The organism is Ruegeria sp. HKCCA0235A (genome assembly GCF_013033235.1).
Classification (GTDB): Bacteria; Pseudomonadota; Alphaproteobacteria; order Rhodobacterales; family Rhodobacteraceae; genus Ruegeria.
In genome coordinates this window covers 237386-254465 of sequence record NZ_WQDQ01000004.1, presented here as the reverse complement: position 1 = coordinate 254465, position 17080 = coordinate 237386, and the positions used below count along the sequence as shown (strand labels likewise).

Annotated in this window: 22 protein-coding genes; 10 read left to right on the top strand and 12 right to left on the bottom strand. The window is 58.1% G+C overall.

Annotation, left to right across the window (positions count from 1 at the left end):
- The first annotated feature begins 132 nt into the window (after nt 1-132).
- Nucleotides 133-890 (top strand): IS5 family transposase gene (locus tag GOW56_RS09325; protein ID WP_171205694.1). Its coding sequence is split into 2 segments (ribosomal slippage): nt 133-460 and nt 460-890, totalling 759 coding nucleotides; the frame shifts between segments, so codons are not numbered across the junction.
- A gap of 142 nt (nt 891-1032) precedes the next feature.
- On the opposite strand, the gene GOW56_RS09320 is transcribed toward GOW56_RS09325, so the two are convergent.
- A complete protein-coding gene (locus GOW56_RS09320; protein ID WP_152457363.1) occupies nt 1033-1296 on the bottom strand; it encodes a DUF2312 domain-containing protein in 264 nt (87 codons plus the stop codon).
- A 428-nt stretch (nt 1297-1724) separates the two neighbouring features.
- Between GOW56_RS09320 and GOW56_RS09315 the strand changes: the two genes are divergently transcribed.
- Nucleotides 1725-1943, top strand: a complete 219-nt coding sequence (locus tag GOW56_RS09315) for a hypothetical protein (protein ID WP_171117671.1) — start codon at nt 1725-1727, stop codon at nt 1941-1943.
- A gap of 9 nt (nt 1944-1952) precedes the next feature.
- Here the strand turns inward: GOW56_RS09315 and GOW56_RS09310 are convergent, their stop codons facing one another.
- On the bottom strand, nt 1953-2168 hold the full coding sequence (locus GOW56_RS09310) for a hypothetical protein (protein WP_152457361.1): 216 nt from the start codon (nt 2166-2168) through the stop codon (nt 1953-1955).
- 243 nt (nt 2169-2411) lie between these two features.
- Here GOW56_RS09310 and GOW56_RS09305 point away from each other — a divergent pair, with 243 nt between their 5' ends.
- From GOW56_RS09305 to GOW56_RS09290, 4 genes are read left to right on the top strand one after another with little or no spacing between them, the layout of a single operon-like run.
- Nucleotides 2412-3275, top strand: a complete 864-nt coding sequence (locus GOW56_RS09305; RefSeq protein ID WP_171205693.1) for an MBL fold metallo-hydrolase — start codon at nt 2412-2414, stop codon at nt 3273-3275.
- A gap of 35 nt (nt 3276-3310) precedes the next feature.
- A complete protein-coding gene (locus GOW56_RS09300; RefSeq protein WP_171205692.1) occupies nt 3311-3739 on the top strand; it encodes a YeeE/YedE family protein in 429 nt (142 codons plus the stop codon).
- Nucleotides 3739-4170: a DUF6691 family protein gene (locus GOW56_RS09295; RefSeq protein ID WP_171205691.1), complete on the top strand. Its 432-nt coding sequence runs from the start codon at nt 3739-3741 to the stop codon at nt 4168-4170. The genes GOW56_RS09300 and GOW56_RS09295 overlap by 1 nt, the downstream gene beginning before the upstream one ends.
- A gap of 9 nt (nt 4171-4179) precedes the next feature.
- Nucleotides 4180-4611 (top strand): TIGR01244 family sulfur transferase, encoded by a 432-nt coding sequence (locus GOW56_RS09290; protein WP_171117662.1) that lies wholly within the window; start codon nt 4180-4182, stop codon nt 4609-4611.
- Between the two features lie 3 nt (nt 4612-4614).
- Here the strand turns inward: GOW56_RS09290 and GOW56_RS09285 are convergent, their stop codons facing one another.
- From GOW56_RS09285 to GOW56_RS09265, 5 genes are all read right to left on the bottom strand, one after another.
- A complete protein-coding gene (locus GOW56_RS09285; protein ID WP_171205690.1) occupies nt 4615-5718 on the bottom strand; it encodes a FliM/FliN family flagellar motor C-terminal domain-containing protein in 1104 nt (367 codons plus the stop codon).
- Between the two features lie 78 nt (nt 5719-5796).
- Nucleotides 5797-8475, bottom strand: coding sequence for a sensor histidine kinase (locus GOW56_RS09280; RefSeq protein WP_171205689.1), 2679 nt, complete (start codon nt 8473-8475; stop codon nt 5797-5799).
- Nucleotides 8475-8783: a hypothetical protein gene (locus GOW56_RS09275; RefSeq protein WP_254439984.1), complete on the bottom strand. Its 309-nt coding sequence runs from the start codon at nt 8781-8783 to the stop codon at nt 8475-8477. The genes GOW56_RS09280 and GOW56_RS09275 overlap by 1 nt, the downstream gene beginning before the upstream one ends.
- Nucleotides 8780-9160, bottom strand: coding sequence for a response regulator transcription factor (locus GOW56_RS09270; RefSeq protein WP_152457354.1), 381 nt, complete (start codon nt 9158-9160; stop codon nt 8780-8782). Before GOW56_RS09270 ends, GOW56_RS09275 begins: the two co-directional genes overlap by 4 nt.
- 78 nt (nt 9161-9238) lie before the next feature.
- Nucleotides 9239-10531 carry a helix-turn-helix domain-containing protein gene (locus GOW56_RS09265; protein WP_171205688.1) on the bottom strand — a complete coding sequence of 431 codons (1293 nt, stop codon included), beginning with the start codon at nt 10529-10531 and terminating at the stop codon, nt 9239-9241.
- Nucleotides 10532-10720: 189 nt separating this feature from the next.
- On the opposite strand from GOW56_RS09265, the gene GOW56_RS09260 reads away from it, so the two are divergent.
- From GOW56_RS09260 to aat, 4 genes are all read left to right on the top strand, one after another.
- Complete coding sequence (locus GOW56_RS09260) at nt 10721-11257, top strand: LuxR C-terminal-related transcriptional regulator (protein WP_152457352.1); 537 nt, start codon at nt 10721-10723, stop codon at nt 11255-11257.
- Between the two features lie 151 nt (nt 11258-11408).
- Nucleotides 11409-11909 (top strand): acetyl-CoA carboxylase biotin carboxyl carrier protein, encoded by a 501-nt coding sequence (gene accB / locus GOW56_RS09255; RefSeq protein WP_152457351.1) that lies wholly within the window; start codon nt 11409-11411, stop codon nt 11907-11909.
- A gap of 9 nt (nt 11910-11918) precedes the next feature.
- Nucleotides 11919-13268, top strand: coding sequence for an acetyl-CoA carboxylase biotin carboxylase subunit (accC, locus tag GOW56_RS09250; protein WP_171117652.1), 1350 nt, complete (start codon nt 11919-11921; stop codon nt 13266-13268).
- A 48-nt stretch (nt 13269-13316) separates the two neighbouring features.
- Nucleotides 13317-13949, top strand: coding sequence for a leucyl/phenylalanyl-tRNA--protein transferase (gene aat / locus GOW56_RS09245; RefSeq protein ID WP_174829383.1), 633 nt, complete (start codon nt 13317-13319; stop codon nt 13947-13949).
- Here aat and GOW56_RS09240 read toward each other — a convergent pair.
- The 5 genes from GOW56_RS09240 to clpX all read right to left on the bottom strand — a co-directional run bounded on the left by GOW56_RS09240 (nt 13904) and on the right by clpX (nt 17021).
- The gene (locus tag GOW56_RS09240; protein ID WP_171205687.1) at nt 13904-14272 is read right to left on the bottom strand and encodes a DUF2155 domain-containing protein; all 369 of its coding nucleotides are present in this window, start codon (nt 14270-14272) and stop codon (nt 13904-13906) included. The genes aat and GOW56_RS09240 overlap by 46 nt on opposite strands.
- Nucleotides 14269-14721, bottom strand: coding sequence for an outer membrane lipid asymmetry maintenance protein MlaD (gene mlaD, locus GOW56_RS09235; protein WP_170345068.1), 453 nt, complete (start codon nt 14719-14721; stop codon nt 14269-14271). Before mlaD ends, GOW56_RS09240 begins: the two co-directional genes overlap by 4 nt.
- Nucleotides 14722-14732: 11 nt before the next feature.
- Nucleotides 14733-15116, bottom strand: coding sequence for an NADH:ubiquinone oxidoreductase subunit NDUFA12 (locus GOW56_RS09230; protein ID WP_152457346.1), 384 nt, complete (start codon nt 15114-15116; stop codon nt 14733-14735).
- Nucleotides 15117-15195: 79 nt separating this feature from the next.
- Complete coding sequence (locus tag GOW56_RS09225; RefSeq protein WP_171117647.1) at nt 15196-15558, bottom strand: RidA family protein; 363 nt, start codon at nt 15556-15558, stop codon at nt 15196-15198.
- A gap of 194 nt (nt 15559-15752) precedes the next feature.
- The gene (gene clpX / locus GOW56_RS09220; protein WP_171117645.1) at nt 15753-17021 is read right to left on the bottom strand and encodes an ATP-dependent Clp protease ATP-binding subunit ClpX; all 1269 of its coding nucleotides are present in this window, start codon (nt 17019-17021) and stop codon (nt 15753-15755) included.
- Nucleotides 17022-17080 lie beyond the last annotated feature (59 nt).

Sequence of the window (17080 nt, the reverse complement as noted above, 5' to 3'; positions counted from 1 at the left end):
TCATCAGACTGGTCCAAGTTGATTGTTAGTGCATCATCGGCCTGTAATCCATTGAGATGATGGATTTAGGGTCAGGATGCATTGATTTTCGCGGCGCTGCGTGATTCACGGCTCCAAAAACGGAGCGGTTACATGAACGACCTTTATTGGCTGACAGACGAGCAGATGGCCAAGCTTTCTCCTTTCTTCCCGAAGTCGCACGGCAGGCCACGCGTCGACGATAGAAGGGTGCTGAGCGGGATTATCTTTATCAATCGCAATGGGTTGCGTTGGCGAGATGCGCCCAAGGAATACGGACCTCACAAAACGCTATACAGCCGGTGGAAGCGTTGGAGCGAGAAAGGCATCTTCGCACGAATGATGGCTGGTCTGGCCGCTGAGCACGGTGAAAAGAAAACGGTCATGATAGACGCCACATATCTAAAGGCCCATCGTACGGCGTCCAGCTTGGGCGTAAAATAGGGGGGCGTGGCCGCCTGATTGGCAGAACCAAAGGCGGCATGAATACAAAGCTGCACGCTATCTGTGATAGCCAAGGTCGCCCGCTCAACCTGTTCGTTACCGCTGGGCAAGTCAGCGATTACATCGGTGCTCGGGCTCTGCTCAGCAGCATACCAAACGTGGATTGGCTGCTCGGAGACCGAGGCTATGACGCCGACTGGTTCCGAGATGCGTTGAAAGACAAAGGAATACGCGCCTGCATCCCCAGTAGAAAGCAACGCAAGACGCCAGTCAAATACAACAAACGCCGGTACAAACGGCGCAACCGGATTGAGATCATGTTCGGCAGGCTCAAGGACTGGAGGCGCGTCGCGACACGCTACGACCGTTGTCCCAAGGTCTTCCTATCGGCCATCGCACTCGCAGCAACCGTCATATACTGGTTATGAATCCTGACCCTAGGGCTGCGATATTTGAGGTCTTCGCCCTAGGAGGCAGTGCTCTGTTCCAATCCGTGGCCAGCGTTTTTCTTGGCTCCAAAAGACATCGCTGTTGGCAGCTGGTTGAAACGCTGTTCCCAATGAACCGGCCTTAGTTCATGCCCAAGGCTTCTTTGTACATCTCGATGACAGCCTCTTGCTCGGCAATATCATCCTTATCTCTTTTTCTGAGAGAAATGATGCTGCGAAGAGCCTTCACGTCGTAGCCGCGCGATTTACTCTCTGCGTACACTTCCTTTATTTGATCCGCGATGTCTTTCTTTTCCAATTCCAGGCGCTCGATACGCTCAACAAATTGGCGCAACTCCCCAGAGGTGACCTTGTAACTTGCTTCTGCTTCTTCCGACATGCTCATCCAATTCTTCCCAATTCTGGATCATCACCGCTAAGAGAATACAGTTCATACCACCTGTATTCGCCTCAAGCTTTGGTTGCTACACACAAAACAGTTCTCGAGAGGCAGAAGCAACGACGTGCCCGGGCCTCGGCCATGGCTTTTTTCCGTTGTTCCACCGGCTTGTATTCACCGCATCCAGCCCCTCAAACCGTTCGATGAACTGGCACGGCTCATCGGCAGTTACGCGATAGTTGGCGGCAGTCTGATCTTTGATGATGCCTTCCATACGCGTCCGTCCCAAGGGCTGAAATCTGATGCAGGAAGCCGGATACAATGCCGCCGCCCGGGTCGCAAGCACCCAATCCCACCCAATCCCCAAGCGCACTTGTACGGCGTGATCCGTTCCGGTAAGCGCGGGGGTAGTTCACGAAGAGATGTAGGGCACCATGTTCGAATTCATCACTTGGGGCGGCGCAGCCCTTTCTCTGACCGGCCTCGCCGGCCTGATCTGGTGTATTCTTCGCGTGATGAAAGCGCGCAAGGCGGGTCTGTCAGACGACGAACTGCGCGCGACCGTTCAGGGCGTTTTGCCCTGGAACTTGGCGTCTTTGTTCCTGTCCGTCCTTGGATTGATGCTGGTCATCCTCGGGATATCCTTTGGATGACCACTTGTTTCAAATCGGCAAGTTGTCGAACTGCGCTTCCATAGCGTCTTCACACAGGGCTGCATCCAGACGCCGCAGGCGGGACGGCACCTGCATCCCCTGCTGTCGCATACGGTCGACAACCTTGCTCACACTCGGCTGAAGCGCCAAACGCGTATCAAGGCACGCATTTCTGAGCTCTTGTTCAAGCCGTTCTGCTTCGGAATAAAGACTTGTCGATGTCATAATACCCTCCCAAGTGTCGCCAGTATCCCAGATATAGGTAACGGGAATAAGACCCGCTGATATTAACCTGAAATTGTGCGGGATATTGCCCAACACATTCGCGTTTTCGGCAATCCGGCGCGGATGGGCTAAAGTTTAAGCTGATTTAATCGTGAATGCCTTGACGCGCATCAAACACAGGTTCGATGTTGCATCACATTCCATTTTACATATATGATAACGACAACCGATACGGAGGAAATCATGACACCCGCAGTGAAAGCGTTTTTTGACGATCAAACCTTCACGGTGTCCTACGTTGTTCATGAACCGCAAGGGCGTGCCTGCGCCATCATCGACAGTGTTCTGGATTTCGATCATGCTTCGGGGCGCACAGAGACAAAATCGGCTGACGCAATCATCGGCTTTGTGCGCACGCACGATCTAAAGGTTGAGTGGATTTTGGAAAGCCACGTTCACGCCGATCACCTGTCTGCGGCCCCCTACCTGCAACAGGAACTGGGTGGCAAAATCGGAATTGGCGCTCAGATCGTCACCGTGCAGGACACGTTCGGCAAAGTCTTCAATGAAGGAACCGAGTTCCAGCGCGATGGTAGCCAGTTCGACGCCTTGTTCTCGGAGGGGGACAGTTTTCACATTGGGCAGATGCGCGGCGATGTACTTCATACCCCGGGCCATACCCCGGCCTGCTTGACCTATGTGATAGGCGACGCCGCCTTTGTGGGCGACACGCTGTTCATGCCGGATTTCGGCACGGCGCGCTGCGATTTTCCCGGAGGCTCCTCAGCCACATTGTTTGAATCGATCCAGAAAATCCTATCGCTGCCGGACGAAACGCGCATTTTTGTCGGGCACGACTACAAAGCGCCGGGCCGAGATGAATACGCCTGGGAGACGACGGTAGGTGAACAGAAAGCGCTGAACGTCCATATCGGACAAGGACGCAGCATCGAAGAATTCGTGGAAATGCGTGACGCAAGGGACGCCACCCTTGCCATGCCGCGCCTGATCCTGCCCTCTTTGCAGGTCAATATGCGGGCGGGGCAAATGCCGCCCGCCGATGAGCAAGGCGATGTATTCCTGAAGCTGCCGGTGAACAAAATCTGACGCAAGTCAAGTCACTCTAAAAAGGATTATCCCACATGAACATCGAGTGGATCTGGGGGCTGTGCGGTGGCCTGCTGATTGGCCTGGGCGCAGCCGTGTACCTGCTTGGAAATGGCAGGATCATGGGTGCAAGTGGCATTTTGGGTGGCCTTGTCGACGGTGAGGCCCGCGACAACAAAGCCGAACGCCTGGCCTTCATCGCCGGATTGATCGGAATGCCGCTTCTGCTGCGGCCACTGATCGCCCCCGAGGCCCAAACGCATCTCACCAGCAATCTGGGCCTTGTTGTTGTGGCCGGGCTTCTGGTCGGTGTGGGAACGCGTATCGCCAATGGCTGCACGTCGGGTCACGGGGTCTGTGGCATCTCGCGATTTTCTCTGCGCGGCATCGTGGCCACCGTATTCTATATCCTTGCCGGCGGAATGACCCTCGTCCTGCTGCGCCATGTTTGGGGGTTGATCTGATGCGCCTTTTGATTGCTTTGCTCGCAGGATCCCTGTTCGGTGCCGGATTGTTGGTTTCGGGCATGACGGACACGACCAAGGTTCAGGGCTGGCTGGATGTTTTCGGAAACTGGGACCCGACCCTGGCCTTTGTGATGGGCGGCGCCATCCTGCCGATGCTTGTGGCCTGGAGGCTGATCTCTGGGCGCAAGGCATTGACCAGAGGCGATTTTCCACCTCCTCCGAGGTCCGAGGTTGATCGCAGGCTCATCATTGGTTCCGTCCTGTTCGGAATGGGCTGGGGCTTGGCCGGCCTTTGCCCGGGACCGGCGATGGCCTCGCTGACATATGGTGGTTTGGGTGGCTTGGTCTTCCTGATCGCGATGGTTGCAGGCATGTTCATCGCGCCAACGCTGGGGGCGCAACTGGACAGAGCCGCAAACGCGGCCTAAGGATTTGGCATGGAGATTCGACCGATCACGCCCCGCTATGCTGTCTCGCCGCAGATCACTGTAGAAGACGTCCCGGCAATTGCCGAGGCAGGCTTCGTCAAGGTGATCTGCAACCGGCCCGATGTTGAGGTTCCCGCGATCATGCAATCCGACGCGATCGGTGAAGCCGTCCGTGCGGCAGGCATGGAATACGAGGTGTTGGAGCTGACCCACCAGACCATGACGCCCGAGATTGCAAAGCAGCAGCGTGACCTGGCAGAAAGCTGCGATGGCCCGGTTCTGGCTTATTGCGCCTCGGGCACTCGGTGTTCGGTGGTCTGGGCCCTTGGTCAATGCGACCGCATGAGCACGGACGACATTCTGGCTGCCACGACAAATGCCGGGTATCAACTGGAAAACCTGCGCCCTGCCCTGGAACACTTCCGCAGCAAGGCAGGCTAGACCCTATTCCGTGCTGGGATTCGTGTCGGTCGCGTCAAGGCCAGCCAATTGCGAAATCTCTGCGACCATGCGTTCGGAATCGTTCAGTGACAGATCGTTGTCCGTCAGGTCCAAACCCGCGTCCTCTTTTTCCGGAGGCATGACATCCACCGCGCCGGAAACCGGTTCGACCAGGCCATCGTGCGGCTGCATTCTCCCTCGGCTCTCGATGAACTCCTGCGCGTCGTCCCCCGACAAGGCGGGCAGGGTCGAATGTTCGTTCAACCGAACGGCGCGCAACCCACCACATTGACCAAGGCGGCCAATACCCGTTGGCTTTCGGTCGATGGTCAATATCTCAGTTCTGTCCAGACGCGCCCCGCGCAATGGCAAAACACATCCAGGTTGAATTTCTAACAGATCGGACAATGGCAGCGACATCCGGCACAAGACGGCGTTCAGTTCCGCCCGCACAACACCCGATGCCTGCTCGAGTCGGGGACCGGCCGGGTCCGAGACCTCCTCTGCCTTTTCCGGGGTGGCAGGATGCTCTGGAAGAAAGATCGAGATCTGTCCCTGCTGCGCCCCGCCGGCCAGATCAACCGTCAGATCGAAGACGCGGTATTCATCTTCAGTCATGGCCAACGACAAGCCGCGCGAATCTTTCGCACGTGCCGCGAACTCATATCCCGTCAGGCAGACCTCCTCGGCCGCAGCGTCTATGGAGCCGGCGGACAAGGTCAGAGCGGTTTCGATAAATGGCACCACCATGGCGGCATCCGTATCCGTGAAGGCCCTTGGGTCGGGATCACCGGGCAGTACGTGACCGATGGTCTGGGTTTGCACAACGGCGGACACCACGTGCGGGCTCAGGCAAATCCCAGCGCGCGCCTCCGGCCCGTCAAACACCAACATCAGCCAATCCTGAGCGACTGATTCCACCATGTCATCCTGCGTGCGGTTGGCCTGTTTTGCCCCGATGACGGCCAAGGGAAGGTTCAATCGCTCACTTGCTGCCCGCGCAAACCCCAAGCGCAGCGCCCGCAGAACCGAACGCGGGCGATCGCCCAGATCTTTTCGTCCAACAGACAGTTTACGCGCCAAAGCAGCGCTGACGGTTTGTGACATGGCGCCCGATCACCAGTTGCTTCAATAACTGGCTATTGGTTTACCCTGCCGAGCGTTACGAAGTTCTTTATGGCCGTGTCATTGCGCGGCCTGCTGGAATGCCAAAGGCAGGCTGACCCGGAATGCCGCGCCGCCCTGCCCGGGCAAGTATGTGATCTCACCGCCCAACCGTTGCATGATCTCGCGGCAAATGGCCAAGCCCAGACCTGCGCCCCCTGCCTTGTCGACCCCGACTCGGGCAAATTTCTCGAACACCATCGAACGCGCGCCGGGGGGAATGCCGCTGCCGTTGTCGATGAAATCGATGATGACCCTGCCGCCGACGTCGTGGGCTGAAATGACCAATACCGGATCTTCCGCGTCACAGTATTTCTGCGCGTTCGAGATCAGATTGATGAACACCTGCCCCAACCGGTCCAGATCCGTATGCAGGCGCATTCGCTCTGCCGTAAGAGTCCGCCGGACCATGATTTTCCGCTCTGCTCCGGCCAGTGCGCTGGACACCGCCCGGTCCAGAACCGAACGCAAACTGTCATCGCTGAGGTTCAGATTGACCTGCCCGTTTTCCAGCACGCTCAAGTCCAGCAGATCGTCGAGAAGCCGGGTCAGGCGCAAGGCCTCATCGTGAATGATTGCAGCATAGCGGGTCTGCTCCTCTCGGCTCAGGCCCTCTGTATCCCGCATGATCTCGGAAAACGCTCGGATCGAGGTCATCGGCGTGCGCAACTCGTGACTGACCTGGCTGAGGAAGCTGTCTTTTTGCTCGGAAATCTGCGTCAGTTTGGTGTTTGCTTCACGCAGTTGGCGCGCCGTGCGGGACAATTCGGACGACTTCTCTTCCAACCTCCCCGAATACTCCAGAAGCTGCGCCGATTCATCCGCCACCGCCAGCAGATCTTCTACGGAAACTGAAGACCCACCGACGATCTGAGCGATCATCGCATGCGCCGTGGCGGTTCCGACCGACCCGCTCAACTCTCTCTCCAGACGGTTGAGGAAACCCGGGGTCGGTTCCGGCATATGCGACCGGCCACCCTGTTTTTCAGCCTCAGCCTGAAAGAACTCCTGCGCCGGGGCGGTGCCCAGAATACGCTGTGTCATGATCATCAGGTCTTCACTTTGCGCCACCGAACCGGACCAGCCACCCGGTGAAACCGAGTGATCAAAAACGTTGACGAACTGCGCGCCCTGCAAACGCTCCAGAGGGCTGGGGAAGCTCAGCAGGGACGCCACGCAAAAGGCAATGGCATTGAGGGACAGAGACCACATCACGGTATGGACCATCGGGTCGATCCCTTCGATCCCGAACAGGGCATGAGGACGCAACCAGGCAAGGCCGAACAGCCCATTCTGCATGACGGCCTCCGGCATCCACGGCGCGCCCATACCCGGCAACAACAACGTATAAATCCACAATGAGAAACCGACGCTCAACCCGACAAGTGCCCCTGTGCGGGTTGCTCCGCGCCAGAACAATCCCCCGACCAAAGCAGGCAGGATCTGCGAGATGCCCGCAAAGGCGATCAATCCGATCGAGGCCAGTGCCGCACCCCCGCCGGACAACCGATAATAGAAGAAACCCAACGCCATGATCACGGCGATGGAAACACGGCGCGCTATCAAAACAATGCTGCGCACATCGCCCGAGACTGACCCTGTTCCTTCATGCGTGCTCAGCCAAATCGGCATGACCACATGGTTCGACACCATCGTCGACAAGGCCATTGCGCTGACGATGACCATCGACGTTGCGGACGAAAACCCGCCGATAAAGGACAGCATGGCCAACCAGTCATTGCCCTGCGACAGCGGTACCGTCAGCACGAACAGGTCGGGATTGGCCCCCTCTGGCAACAGGTCCAGACCAACGACGGCAATTGGCACGACAAAAAGGCTCATCAAAAGCAGATAGAGCGGAAACGCCCAGGCGGCGGTTCGCAGATGGCTTTCGTCATCGTTTTCGACCACCATCACCTGAAACATGCGCGGCAGGCAGATAAAGGCCGCGGCGGACAGGAATATGAAAGTTGTCCAGCGCCCGGCATCGACGTTCCACTGTCCGATTTCCGAGGCATCTATCCGCTCCATCATCGGGCCAACGCCACCGGCAATGCCCCACACCACAAAAACGCCCACGGCGATAAGAGCAAACAGTTTGACAACGGCTTCCACGGCAATGGCGGTGACCACACCGTGGTGACGCTCGTTTACGTCCAAATTACGCGTACCGAAGAGAATTGCGAACACGGCCAGCCCCGCGGCGACCCAGAAAACGCTGGCCCCTTCGCGATACAGACCTGATGGATCGGCTTCGGCGAATATCGAAAATGACAGGGTAATCGATTGCAACTGGAGCGCGATGTAGGGTGTCCCGCCAAGCACGGCAAGAACGGTCACACACACGGCAAGCGTGTTCGACTTGCCATAGCGCGATGACAACAGGTCCGCGATCGAGGTCACCCGCTGACTGCGCCCGACCCTAACCAGCTTGCGCAATCCCCACCACCAACTGACCATCACCAGGGTTGGGCCAAGGTAAATCGTTACAAACTCCAACCCGGACCGCGCGGCATTGCCCACCGCACCATAGAATGTCCATGCCGTGCAATAGATCGACAGCGACAACGTATAGATCAGGGGCGACCGCAGCCACTTGCCCCGCCCTGCCGCAGCCATCCGGTCAGCGGCGAAAGCCACGGCGAACAAGAAAACGACATAGCCAAGGCAGACCAGGATCAGCGTGTTAATGGTTGCCATCACTCAGCGTCCGCGTCCTGATCCTCGCGCACGCCCAAACGGCGGGCGGCAATTCCAAAAAACAACCCAACCACGATCAGCGCACCCCAGCAGACAAAGATGTAGTACATTGCTGAAGACAGGGGGACAGCCTCGCCCTTGCCGGGCTGATCGGGCCACAACAACGGAAGCGCCAGCAGCGCCGCCCCCAAGAACGGCAGCAGCCGCGCCGCATCCGCCAGCCTACGTCGGCGATAGCTTTGACGTTCGAGAAAAAGCGAGGGCCGTGCACCCTGTGGTGCGTCCTTTTTGCCCTCGCCAGACATCATATCCGTGTCGCCTGCGCGTGAAGATCGCGCACGGCCGTCAGAACTTCGGCATTGGAAAACGGTTTGGTCATGAAACGGCTGACGCCTGCGTTTTCCGCCATTTCCCTGTCGCGCGATTGACCGCGCGCCGTCAGCATCAAAACCGGCAAACCTGCCAGCTCTTCCATCTCTCGGATGTCCCGCAGGATATCCATGCCGCTCTTGCCCGGCAGCATGACGTCCAGAATGACCAGATCGGGCTGTGCCCTCTGAATCACCTGAACCGCATCCGTGCCATCGCCATGCGTGTCCACCTGCCATCCCTCGCGGGTCAGCAGAAACCGGATTGCCTCGGCAATGTTCGGCTCGTCCTCGATCAACAGAACCTTACGGCTCATATTTTCAGTTCCTCCCCAAGACCGTTCCTCCATCCTCAGATCGGTCCCCGCCAGATTAAGCCTTCTGTCGGGAAAGTGTCAAAAGCCTTCGCTCAAAATCGACGGTTCGCGGCGGGCCTTGCAAGCATTGCTGGGACAGACGCGGCAGTTCGGCCCGACTTGCGTGACCGGAGCGTCACCTGCCGCCTCGTTGCCCGAACGGACCAGCATAACCGAGCGATAAACGGGATCCTGATCATACCCCAATACCGCATAAGGCCAAGCATAGGCGAAGCATTCGAATTCAGCCGGGGTCCGCCCCATCTGGACAACCTGCTTGCGCACCGGAACAAGTGGGCGGCTCAAAGCCGTGAACAACGGCCACAGCGGGCAAACCTCACCATGCCGCGCCAAAGCAAAGCCCGGGATCGGCTTGATGAACAATACGCTGCCGGATGCATCGCACAGCACCATGCCAACCGGCTGCGGCAACACGTCATCGGGTATGAACGCCAATCGACGCAGAACGGTGGCGACGTCCACGGAAAAGCGATAAGCCAACGCGATGGGATCCGTGTCGCCTTTTTGCAGACTTGATCGAAGAGCATCCAGCGGCAAAGCGATTGCATCATCGCGATACATCTTCAGAACTTCACGCGCCACAGTTCGGGCAGCCGACGTGTTGAGACCGCTCAGATCAACGGCATCCACGTCCTCGCCCTGTTCCAATTCCGGAAAACTGTACCTGCGGGTTTCGAAGAACGCTTCGACCTCTTCAAGCGGAACACCGCGCGGATCAATTGACGAGTCGCTTTCGTCCAGAAAGGTTACAAGTGCCTTTGAACTGCCGGCCAGCCGCTCTGCATCCTGGTGCAGGTTTTTGTGAAATCGCTCTCGCCACTCTGCCTCGATGTCCTCTGTGTCTGCAAGAATTGCCGCTGTTGAACGAATCGCCGCCGCCGTTGACAGCACTTCGTGCATTGATGCCGCAAGATGCGGGTCATGAGTCAGCCGGTCCGACAATATCTCGACATTCCGCTCAAGCGAAACAACCCGGCGGTGCATCTGCGCAAGAACTCCGGCCCATCCGGGAAAGCGCCCGGCAAATTCCTCCAGCCCGTCCACTTCGGCCTGCTGCCCGACGGCGTCATCCGCCGCCTCCCGCAGGGCCGACACAAGGGTTGCCTCGATCCCCTGTGTCAGGACAGAGGGTTCGACGAAAAGCGCAGACGCAATATCCACCAGCAATTTGCCACCGATCCGGCGGCGGTTATGTTCGATCAGATTCAAGTAGGACGCGGATATCCCGGCAAGGCGGGCAAGTTCTGCCTGCCGAAGCCCGGCAATCTGCCGTCTTTCCCGAATACGGCTTCCCGTCAACATATCACGCATGATCGTATTCTCCTGACCAGGATTCAGCCTCTTTTTTCAGAACATATCATGTATTTCTTTGGTTTACCGAGGGATTTTCAAACCATATTTACAATCTTGACAAAAGTGGCAGCCGCCAATGCGCATCACTGGCCACAAGAAACCGCATCTCCCCTTCAATTCCGCGTGGTTTCCCGGCACGATAAGCGGATGAGTGACCCCGCCTTTGAATACGCACCGATCGGGCTTGTTGAGCTGGAAAACCGGATCATCAGACGCTGCAATCTGCAATTCGCCCGCACTTTCGGCGGGGAAGAGGCCGATTACCGCAACATGCCGCTGTTGCATCTCTATCCCTCGGTCGCGGATTGGGAGAGGATCGGGGAACGCAGCCTGCAAGTGATGCGAGACACCGGGTATTATACGGATGAGCGCGTCATGCGGCGGCGCAATGGCGATCTGTTCTGGTGCCGCGCACGTGGCCGCTCTTTGACGCCCGATGACCCGTTCCGCCATGGAATCTGGAGCTTTTCCGACATCTCGGAAGAACGTCCCCTTGTCGAATTGACCGTTCGAGAACGCGAAGTGGCGATCCTGTCCTGCCGTGGCCTGTCCGCCAAGGAAATCGGTGCCGAACTGGGCCTGAGTTACCGCACAATCGAAGCCTATCGCGCCCGACTGCTTGAGAAATTCGGCGCCCGCAAACTGTCTGAGCTTGTCGCCAAATTGTCAGGGATGCCTCTGTAACCTGTCCGCCCCTTTAAATTATACGGGATTCCCGCCTGTGATGGTGCGAGTCGGCGCTTTTCATGCACCGCCGCTTAGCCTATAACCCTGCGTAATTTGATCAGAGCCCGCAAGAAACAGACGGGCCAAAGGGGAACCGTCGAGGACACTCATGACAGACACCAAACACGAAGCGGATGTGGCATTCATCAAGGCTCTGGCCGAGTTGCTGCGTGACAATGACCTGACCGAATTGCAGGTCAAGCGCGAATATGGCGAGGAGGACAGCCTGAACGTGCGCGTAAGCCGCATGACACAGGCCGCAGCCGCACCAGTTCAGGTTGCCGTCCCTGCGGCAGCACCAGCTCCTGCCGCTGCTGCTGCGGCTGCGCCTGCCGTGGCCGAAGCCCCGGCTGCTCAGGAAGATCCGGCCAGCCACCCTGGCGCGGTGACCTCACCCATGGTTGGAACCGTCTACATGCAGCCCGAGCCCGGCGCGCCCGCGTTTATCTCGGTCGGCGCTTCCGTGTCCGAAGGCGACACGCTGCTGATCGTCGAAGCGATGAAGACCATGAACCACATCCACGCGCCCAAATCGGGCACGATCAAGCGTGTTCTGGTCGGCGATGGCGACGCTGTGGAATTCGGTACACCTCTGGTCATCATCGAGTAAGGCGGGCCCATGTTCGACAAGATCCTGATTGCCAACCGAGGCGAGATCGCCCTGCGCGTCATCCGCGCCGCCCGCGAGATGGGGATTAAGACGGTAGCCGTCCACTCCACCGCGGACAGCGACGCAATGCATGTGCGCATGGCGGACGAATCGGTCTGCATCGGCCCCCCGCCCAGCCCCCAAAGCTACCTGTCCGTGCCCGCGATCATTTCGGCCTGTGAAATCACCGGTGCGCAGGCGATCCACCCTGGCTATGGCTTCCTGTCCGAGAATGCCGAGTTCGTGCAGATTGTCGAAGATCACGGCATCACGTTCATCGGCCCCACCGCGGAACACATCCGCGTCATGGGCGACAAGATTACGGCCAAGGACACGATGAAGGCTCTGGGCGTGCCTTGCGTGCCGGGATCAGACGGCGGCGTGCCTGATCTTGCGACGGCCAAGAAGATCGGTGAGGAATTCGGCTATCCGGTCATCATCAAGGCTACCGCAGGCGGCGGTGGTCGCGGCATGAAAGTTGCGATGAACGCTGACGAAATGGAAAGCGCCTTCATGACTGCGCGGGCCGAGGGCAAGGCCGCTTTTGGCAATGACGAAGTCTATATCGAGAAATACCTGACCACGCCGCGCCATATCGAAATTCAGGTGTTTGGCGACGGTAAAGGCAAGGCTGTTCATCTGGGCGAACGGGATTGTTCGCTTCAGCGGCGCCACCAGAAGGTGTTCGAAGAGGCCCCCGGCCCCTGCATCACACCCGAAGAACGCGCCAGGATCGGTAAGATCTGCGCGGATGCGGTCGCGAAAATCAACTATATCGGTGCCGGCACCATCGAGTTCCTCTACGAAAATGGCGAGTTCTATTTCATCGAAATGAACACTCGACTTCAGGTGGAACACCCAGTCACCGAAGGTATCTTTGGCGTCGATCTGGTGCGCGAACAAATCCTTGTCGCAGCGGGTGAACCGATGTCGTTCGGTCAGGACGATCTGGAAATCAACGGCCACGCCATCGAGGTTCGGATCAACGCCGAAAAGCTGCCAAATTTCTCGCCCTGCCCCGGCAAGATCACCGCGTACCACGCGCCGGGGGGCCTTGGCGTTCGAATGGACTCGGCTCTCTATGACGGGTATTCGATTCCACCCTATTATGACTCTCTGATCGCCAAGCTGATCGTGCAGGGCCGTGACCGGGCCGAAGCGCTGGCCCGACTGGAACGCGCACTGGGGGAATTGATTGTCGACGGTATCGATACCACGGTCCCTCTGTTCCACGCACTGTTGCAGGAACCCGATCTGCGCAGCGGCGACTACAACATCCACTGGCTGGAGCGCTGGCTTGCGGAGAACATGGAACAATAGTCACCAAGGACCGGAGGGCCCCTGCCCTCCGGTTGCCTCATACCTGACATGAGCCTGTCCCCCGAACTTTTGTTGCATGGCTATTCCATCGGTATCTTTCCGATGGCCGAGCATCGCGATGACCCCGAGCTGTTTTGGGTCGATCCCAAGTTTCGCGGCGTCTTTCCACTGGACGGATTCCACATTTCCCGAAGCCTGGCGCGCCGTATCCGAAACTGCGGGTTCGATATCTCGATCGACCAGGACTTTTCCGGCGTCGTCGACGGGTGTGCCGACAGGGCAGATACCTGGATCAACGCCGAACTTCATGACCTGTACCGTCAGTTGCACCAAACCGGGCATGCGCATTCACTGGAAGTCTGGGAAGACACCGTTCTGGTGGGCGGCGTCTATGGCGTGACCCTGGGCGCAGCATTTTTCGGCGAAAGCATGTTTTCAAGACGCAAAGACGCCTCGAAAATCGCCCTCGCCTATCTTGTGGACCGCCTGCGGCAAACCGGCTTCCGCCTGTTTGACACGCAGTTTCTGACCGCGCATCTGGCATCTTTGGGCGCAATCGAAATTCCGCGCAGCGCCTACAAGAAAGAGCTGGAAGAGGCCTTGAACCACAGCGCCGATTTCTCGGCACCGCTGAATCAGTCGGCGGCAGGTGTGATACACCGTATGACCCAAACGTCATAACGCGCGTGATCCAGCGCGTTCAACGCGGGGGAGGTTGCGATCATCCAACCGTCAAACAGCTGATCGGCCTTTCCGCTCTCCCAGACGGTCAGATAGGCGAACGCGTCGCCCGTTGGATTGTCAACGGGAAAACGGCAATCTCCCAAGGCAACATCCAGCCCAAAAACCGCTGCCGTCTCGCCGGTTTTCAATTCAACATCGACAGTCTGGCCGTTCACCTTGTCGAGGCCCCGCAACATTGCCCCGGGTCCAGATTGAACTTTCTGCTGCGCAGCCGCACCAGTGGCGGCCAGCAACAAGGCAAGAAACGCGGCGCGTATCATTCGCTGCCGTCTCCGGCTACGAACTTGACCAGAAGAGAAATCAGGCTGACCGCGCCCTGCGTATCCTCGATCTCATCGCCGGGATCAAAGTAGAATGGCGACCCACCGGGCATCACCTCGACGAAATTGCCCCCCAGCAGACCTTCTGAGGAAATGACAATGGCACTGTCGTCCGGCACCAGAATCCCGTCCGCAATCGTGAAAGTCGTGTCTGCGCGGTAGGTTTCAGGGTTCAGGGTGACGCCCGTTACGGTTCCGATCTTGACGCCGGCAAGGCGAACATCCGTGCCGACACCCACCCCCTCCAGAGATCTGAAAGACGCACCCAGTTCATATCCAGCAGCCCCTTGCGACAAGCCCGTCGATTGGCTGGCATAGACACCAAATGCCACAGCACCGGCCAAAACGACGCCGCCGACAAGAACTTCGGTCCAGTTATGGGTCGACATTATCGCCTCGTTTATTCCGGGCTCCAGGCCTCATAGTCCTTACGTTCAACCGGTTCCGCGCGACGCAGAGATCCGGCAGGAGCATAGGCCAGCGCGGTGCCGGTCAGGTTTTCCTGATGTGGTTTTTCCCAGGATTTATGCGGCAGCGGTTTATCTGTCGGAGGTTCGTCCCAAGTGCGATGCAACCAACCATGCCATTCAGGATCAACCCGGCTGGCTTCGGCCTCGCCATTGAAGATAACCCAACGCTTGCTGTCATCGGCATTGCGATAGAACACGTTGCCTTCATTGTCTTCGCCCACTTTCACGCCCTTGCGTGCAGTGTAGATCTGAGTGTTCAAAGTTGACCCATTCCACCAGGTCACGGCTCGCAAAAGACTGTTCAGGATTCCCATCGGGTGCCTCCGGCATTTCGTCGAAGAAAGGTATGGACCAAAGGCCCGCCAAGGTCCAGTGCCCCTGATACCACCTGCGTCACTCCGGCAGAAAGGCGGTCACTTCGATCTCGATCCTGTATTTCGGATCAATCAAACCGCATTCAATCATTGTCGCTGCCGGAGGATTGGTGCCAAAAGTTTCGGCCAGGATCGGCCAGCACGGCTCGAACTCGTTGCGATCGGGCAGCATGTATGTGACCCGAACCACATCGTCAAAGCCTGCGCCCGCCTCGGCCAGCGCCTTGCCGATGATGTCCAGCGCAGACCGGCATTGCGCCACCACGTCCTCGCCCTGCCCGACTGTCCCGGCGACGTGAACCCATCCGCCCGCGACCACCGCACGGCAGTACCCGACCTTGGCTTCGAACTCACCGCCCGAAGAAATGCGCTTCACTGCCATAATTCGTCACCTTTGTGGTTCGAAAACTTGCTGAAGCTTCCGCCGCCTAACTGCGCCGACACCCATGTGCGAGCGACGGATCCACAGCTTCATCTGGCTAAAAATATCCCGGGGGGATGCCCGAAGGGCAGCGGGGGCAGAGCCCCCTGAACCGGTTCAAGTGAAGTCCCACCGTCGCGGCAAATAGCCCGGCCTCAGCCCGCCGAGGCCGATTCCTTGGCCGCATCGGCATAGATGAACAGCGGCTGCGCGTCGGACATCACCGCCTCTTCGTTCACCACAACCTCGCTGACATTTTTCATGCCCGGCAGTTCGAACATGGTGTCCAGCAGAATATCCTCGAGAATAGACCGCAGGCCGCGCGCACCGGTTTTGCGCTCGATGGCTTTCTTGGCAATCGCTTTCAGCGCGTCATCGGTGAATCCCAGCTCAACATCTTCCAGTTCGAACAGACGCTGGTATTGCTTGACCAATGCGTTCTTGGGTTTGGTCAGGATGGTCACCAGCGCGTCTTCATCCAAATCCTCAAGCGTCGCCAGAACCGGCAGACGACCGACGAATTCCGGGATCAGTCCGAATTTCAGCAGATCCTCGGGTTCCAGATCCTTGAATATCTCACCCACACCGCGGTCGTCATTGTCGCGCACATCGGCACCAAAGCCCATGGCCGAGCCTTTGCCACGTTGCGCGATGATCTTGTCCAGACCCGCGAATGCACCGCCACAGATGAACAGAATGTTCGTCGTGTCCACTTGCAGGAATTCCTGCTGGGGATGCTTGCGGCCACCCTGTGGGGGGACGCTGGCCACTGTCCCCTCCATCAATTTCAGCAAGGCCTGCTGCACGCCCTCACCCGACACGTCACGCGTGATCGAAGGGTTTTCGGATTTGCGGGTAATCTTGTCGACCTCATCGATATAGACGATGCCGCGCTGCGCGCGTTCGACGTTGTACTCACTCGCCTGCAACAGCTTGAGGATGATGTTTTCGACATCCTCACCCACATAGCCGGCTTCGGTCAGGGTCGTCGCGTCGGCCATGGTAAACGGCACATCCAGAATACGCGCCAGCGTTTGCGCCAGCAGCGTCTTACCGCAACCGGTCGGACCGATCAGCAGGATATTCGACTTTGCCAGCTCGATATCGCTGCCCGCTTTCTGAGCGTGGTTCAAACGCTTGTAATGGTTGTGAACGGCCACCGACAGAACCCGCTTTGCCGTGGCCTGACCGATTACATAATCGTCCAGTACTTCGCAGATATCCTTGGGCGTCGGAACACCGTCAGATGACTTCAGCCCGCTGGCCTTGGTCTCTTCGCGGATGATGTCCATGCACAGCTCAACACATTCATCACAGATGAAAACTGTGGGGCCTGCGATCAGCTTACGGACTTCATGCTGGCTTTTGCCACAGAAGCTGCAGTAGAGCGTGTTTTTACCATCGCCGCCTGAATTCGTCGCCATGATCTACCTTTCGGGCTTCGTCCCTGCGCCCCTTTTCGGGGGCGCTTACACCTGTGTGT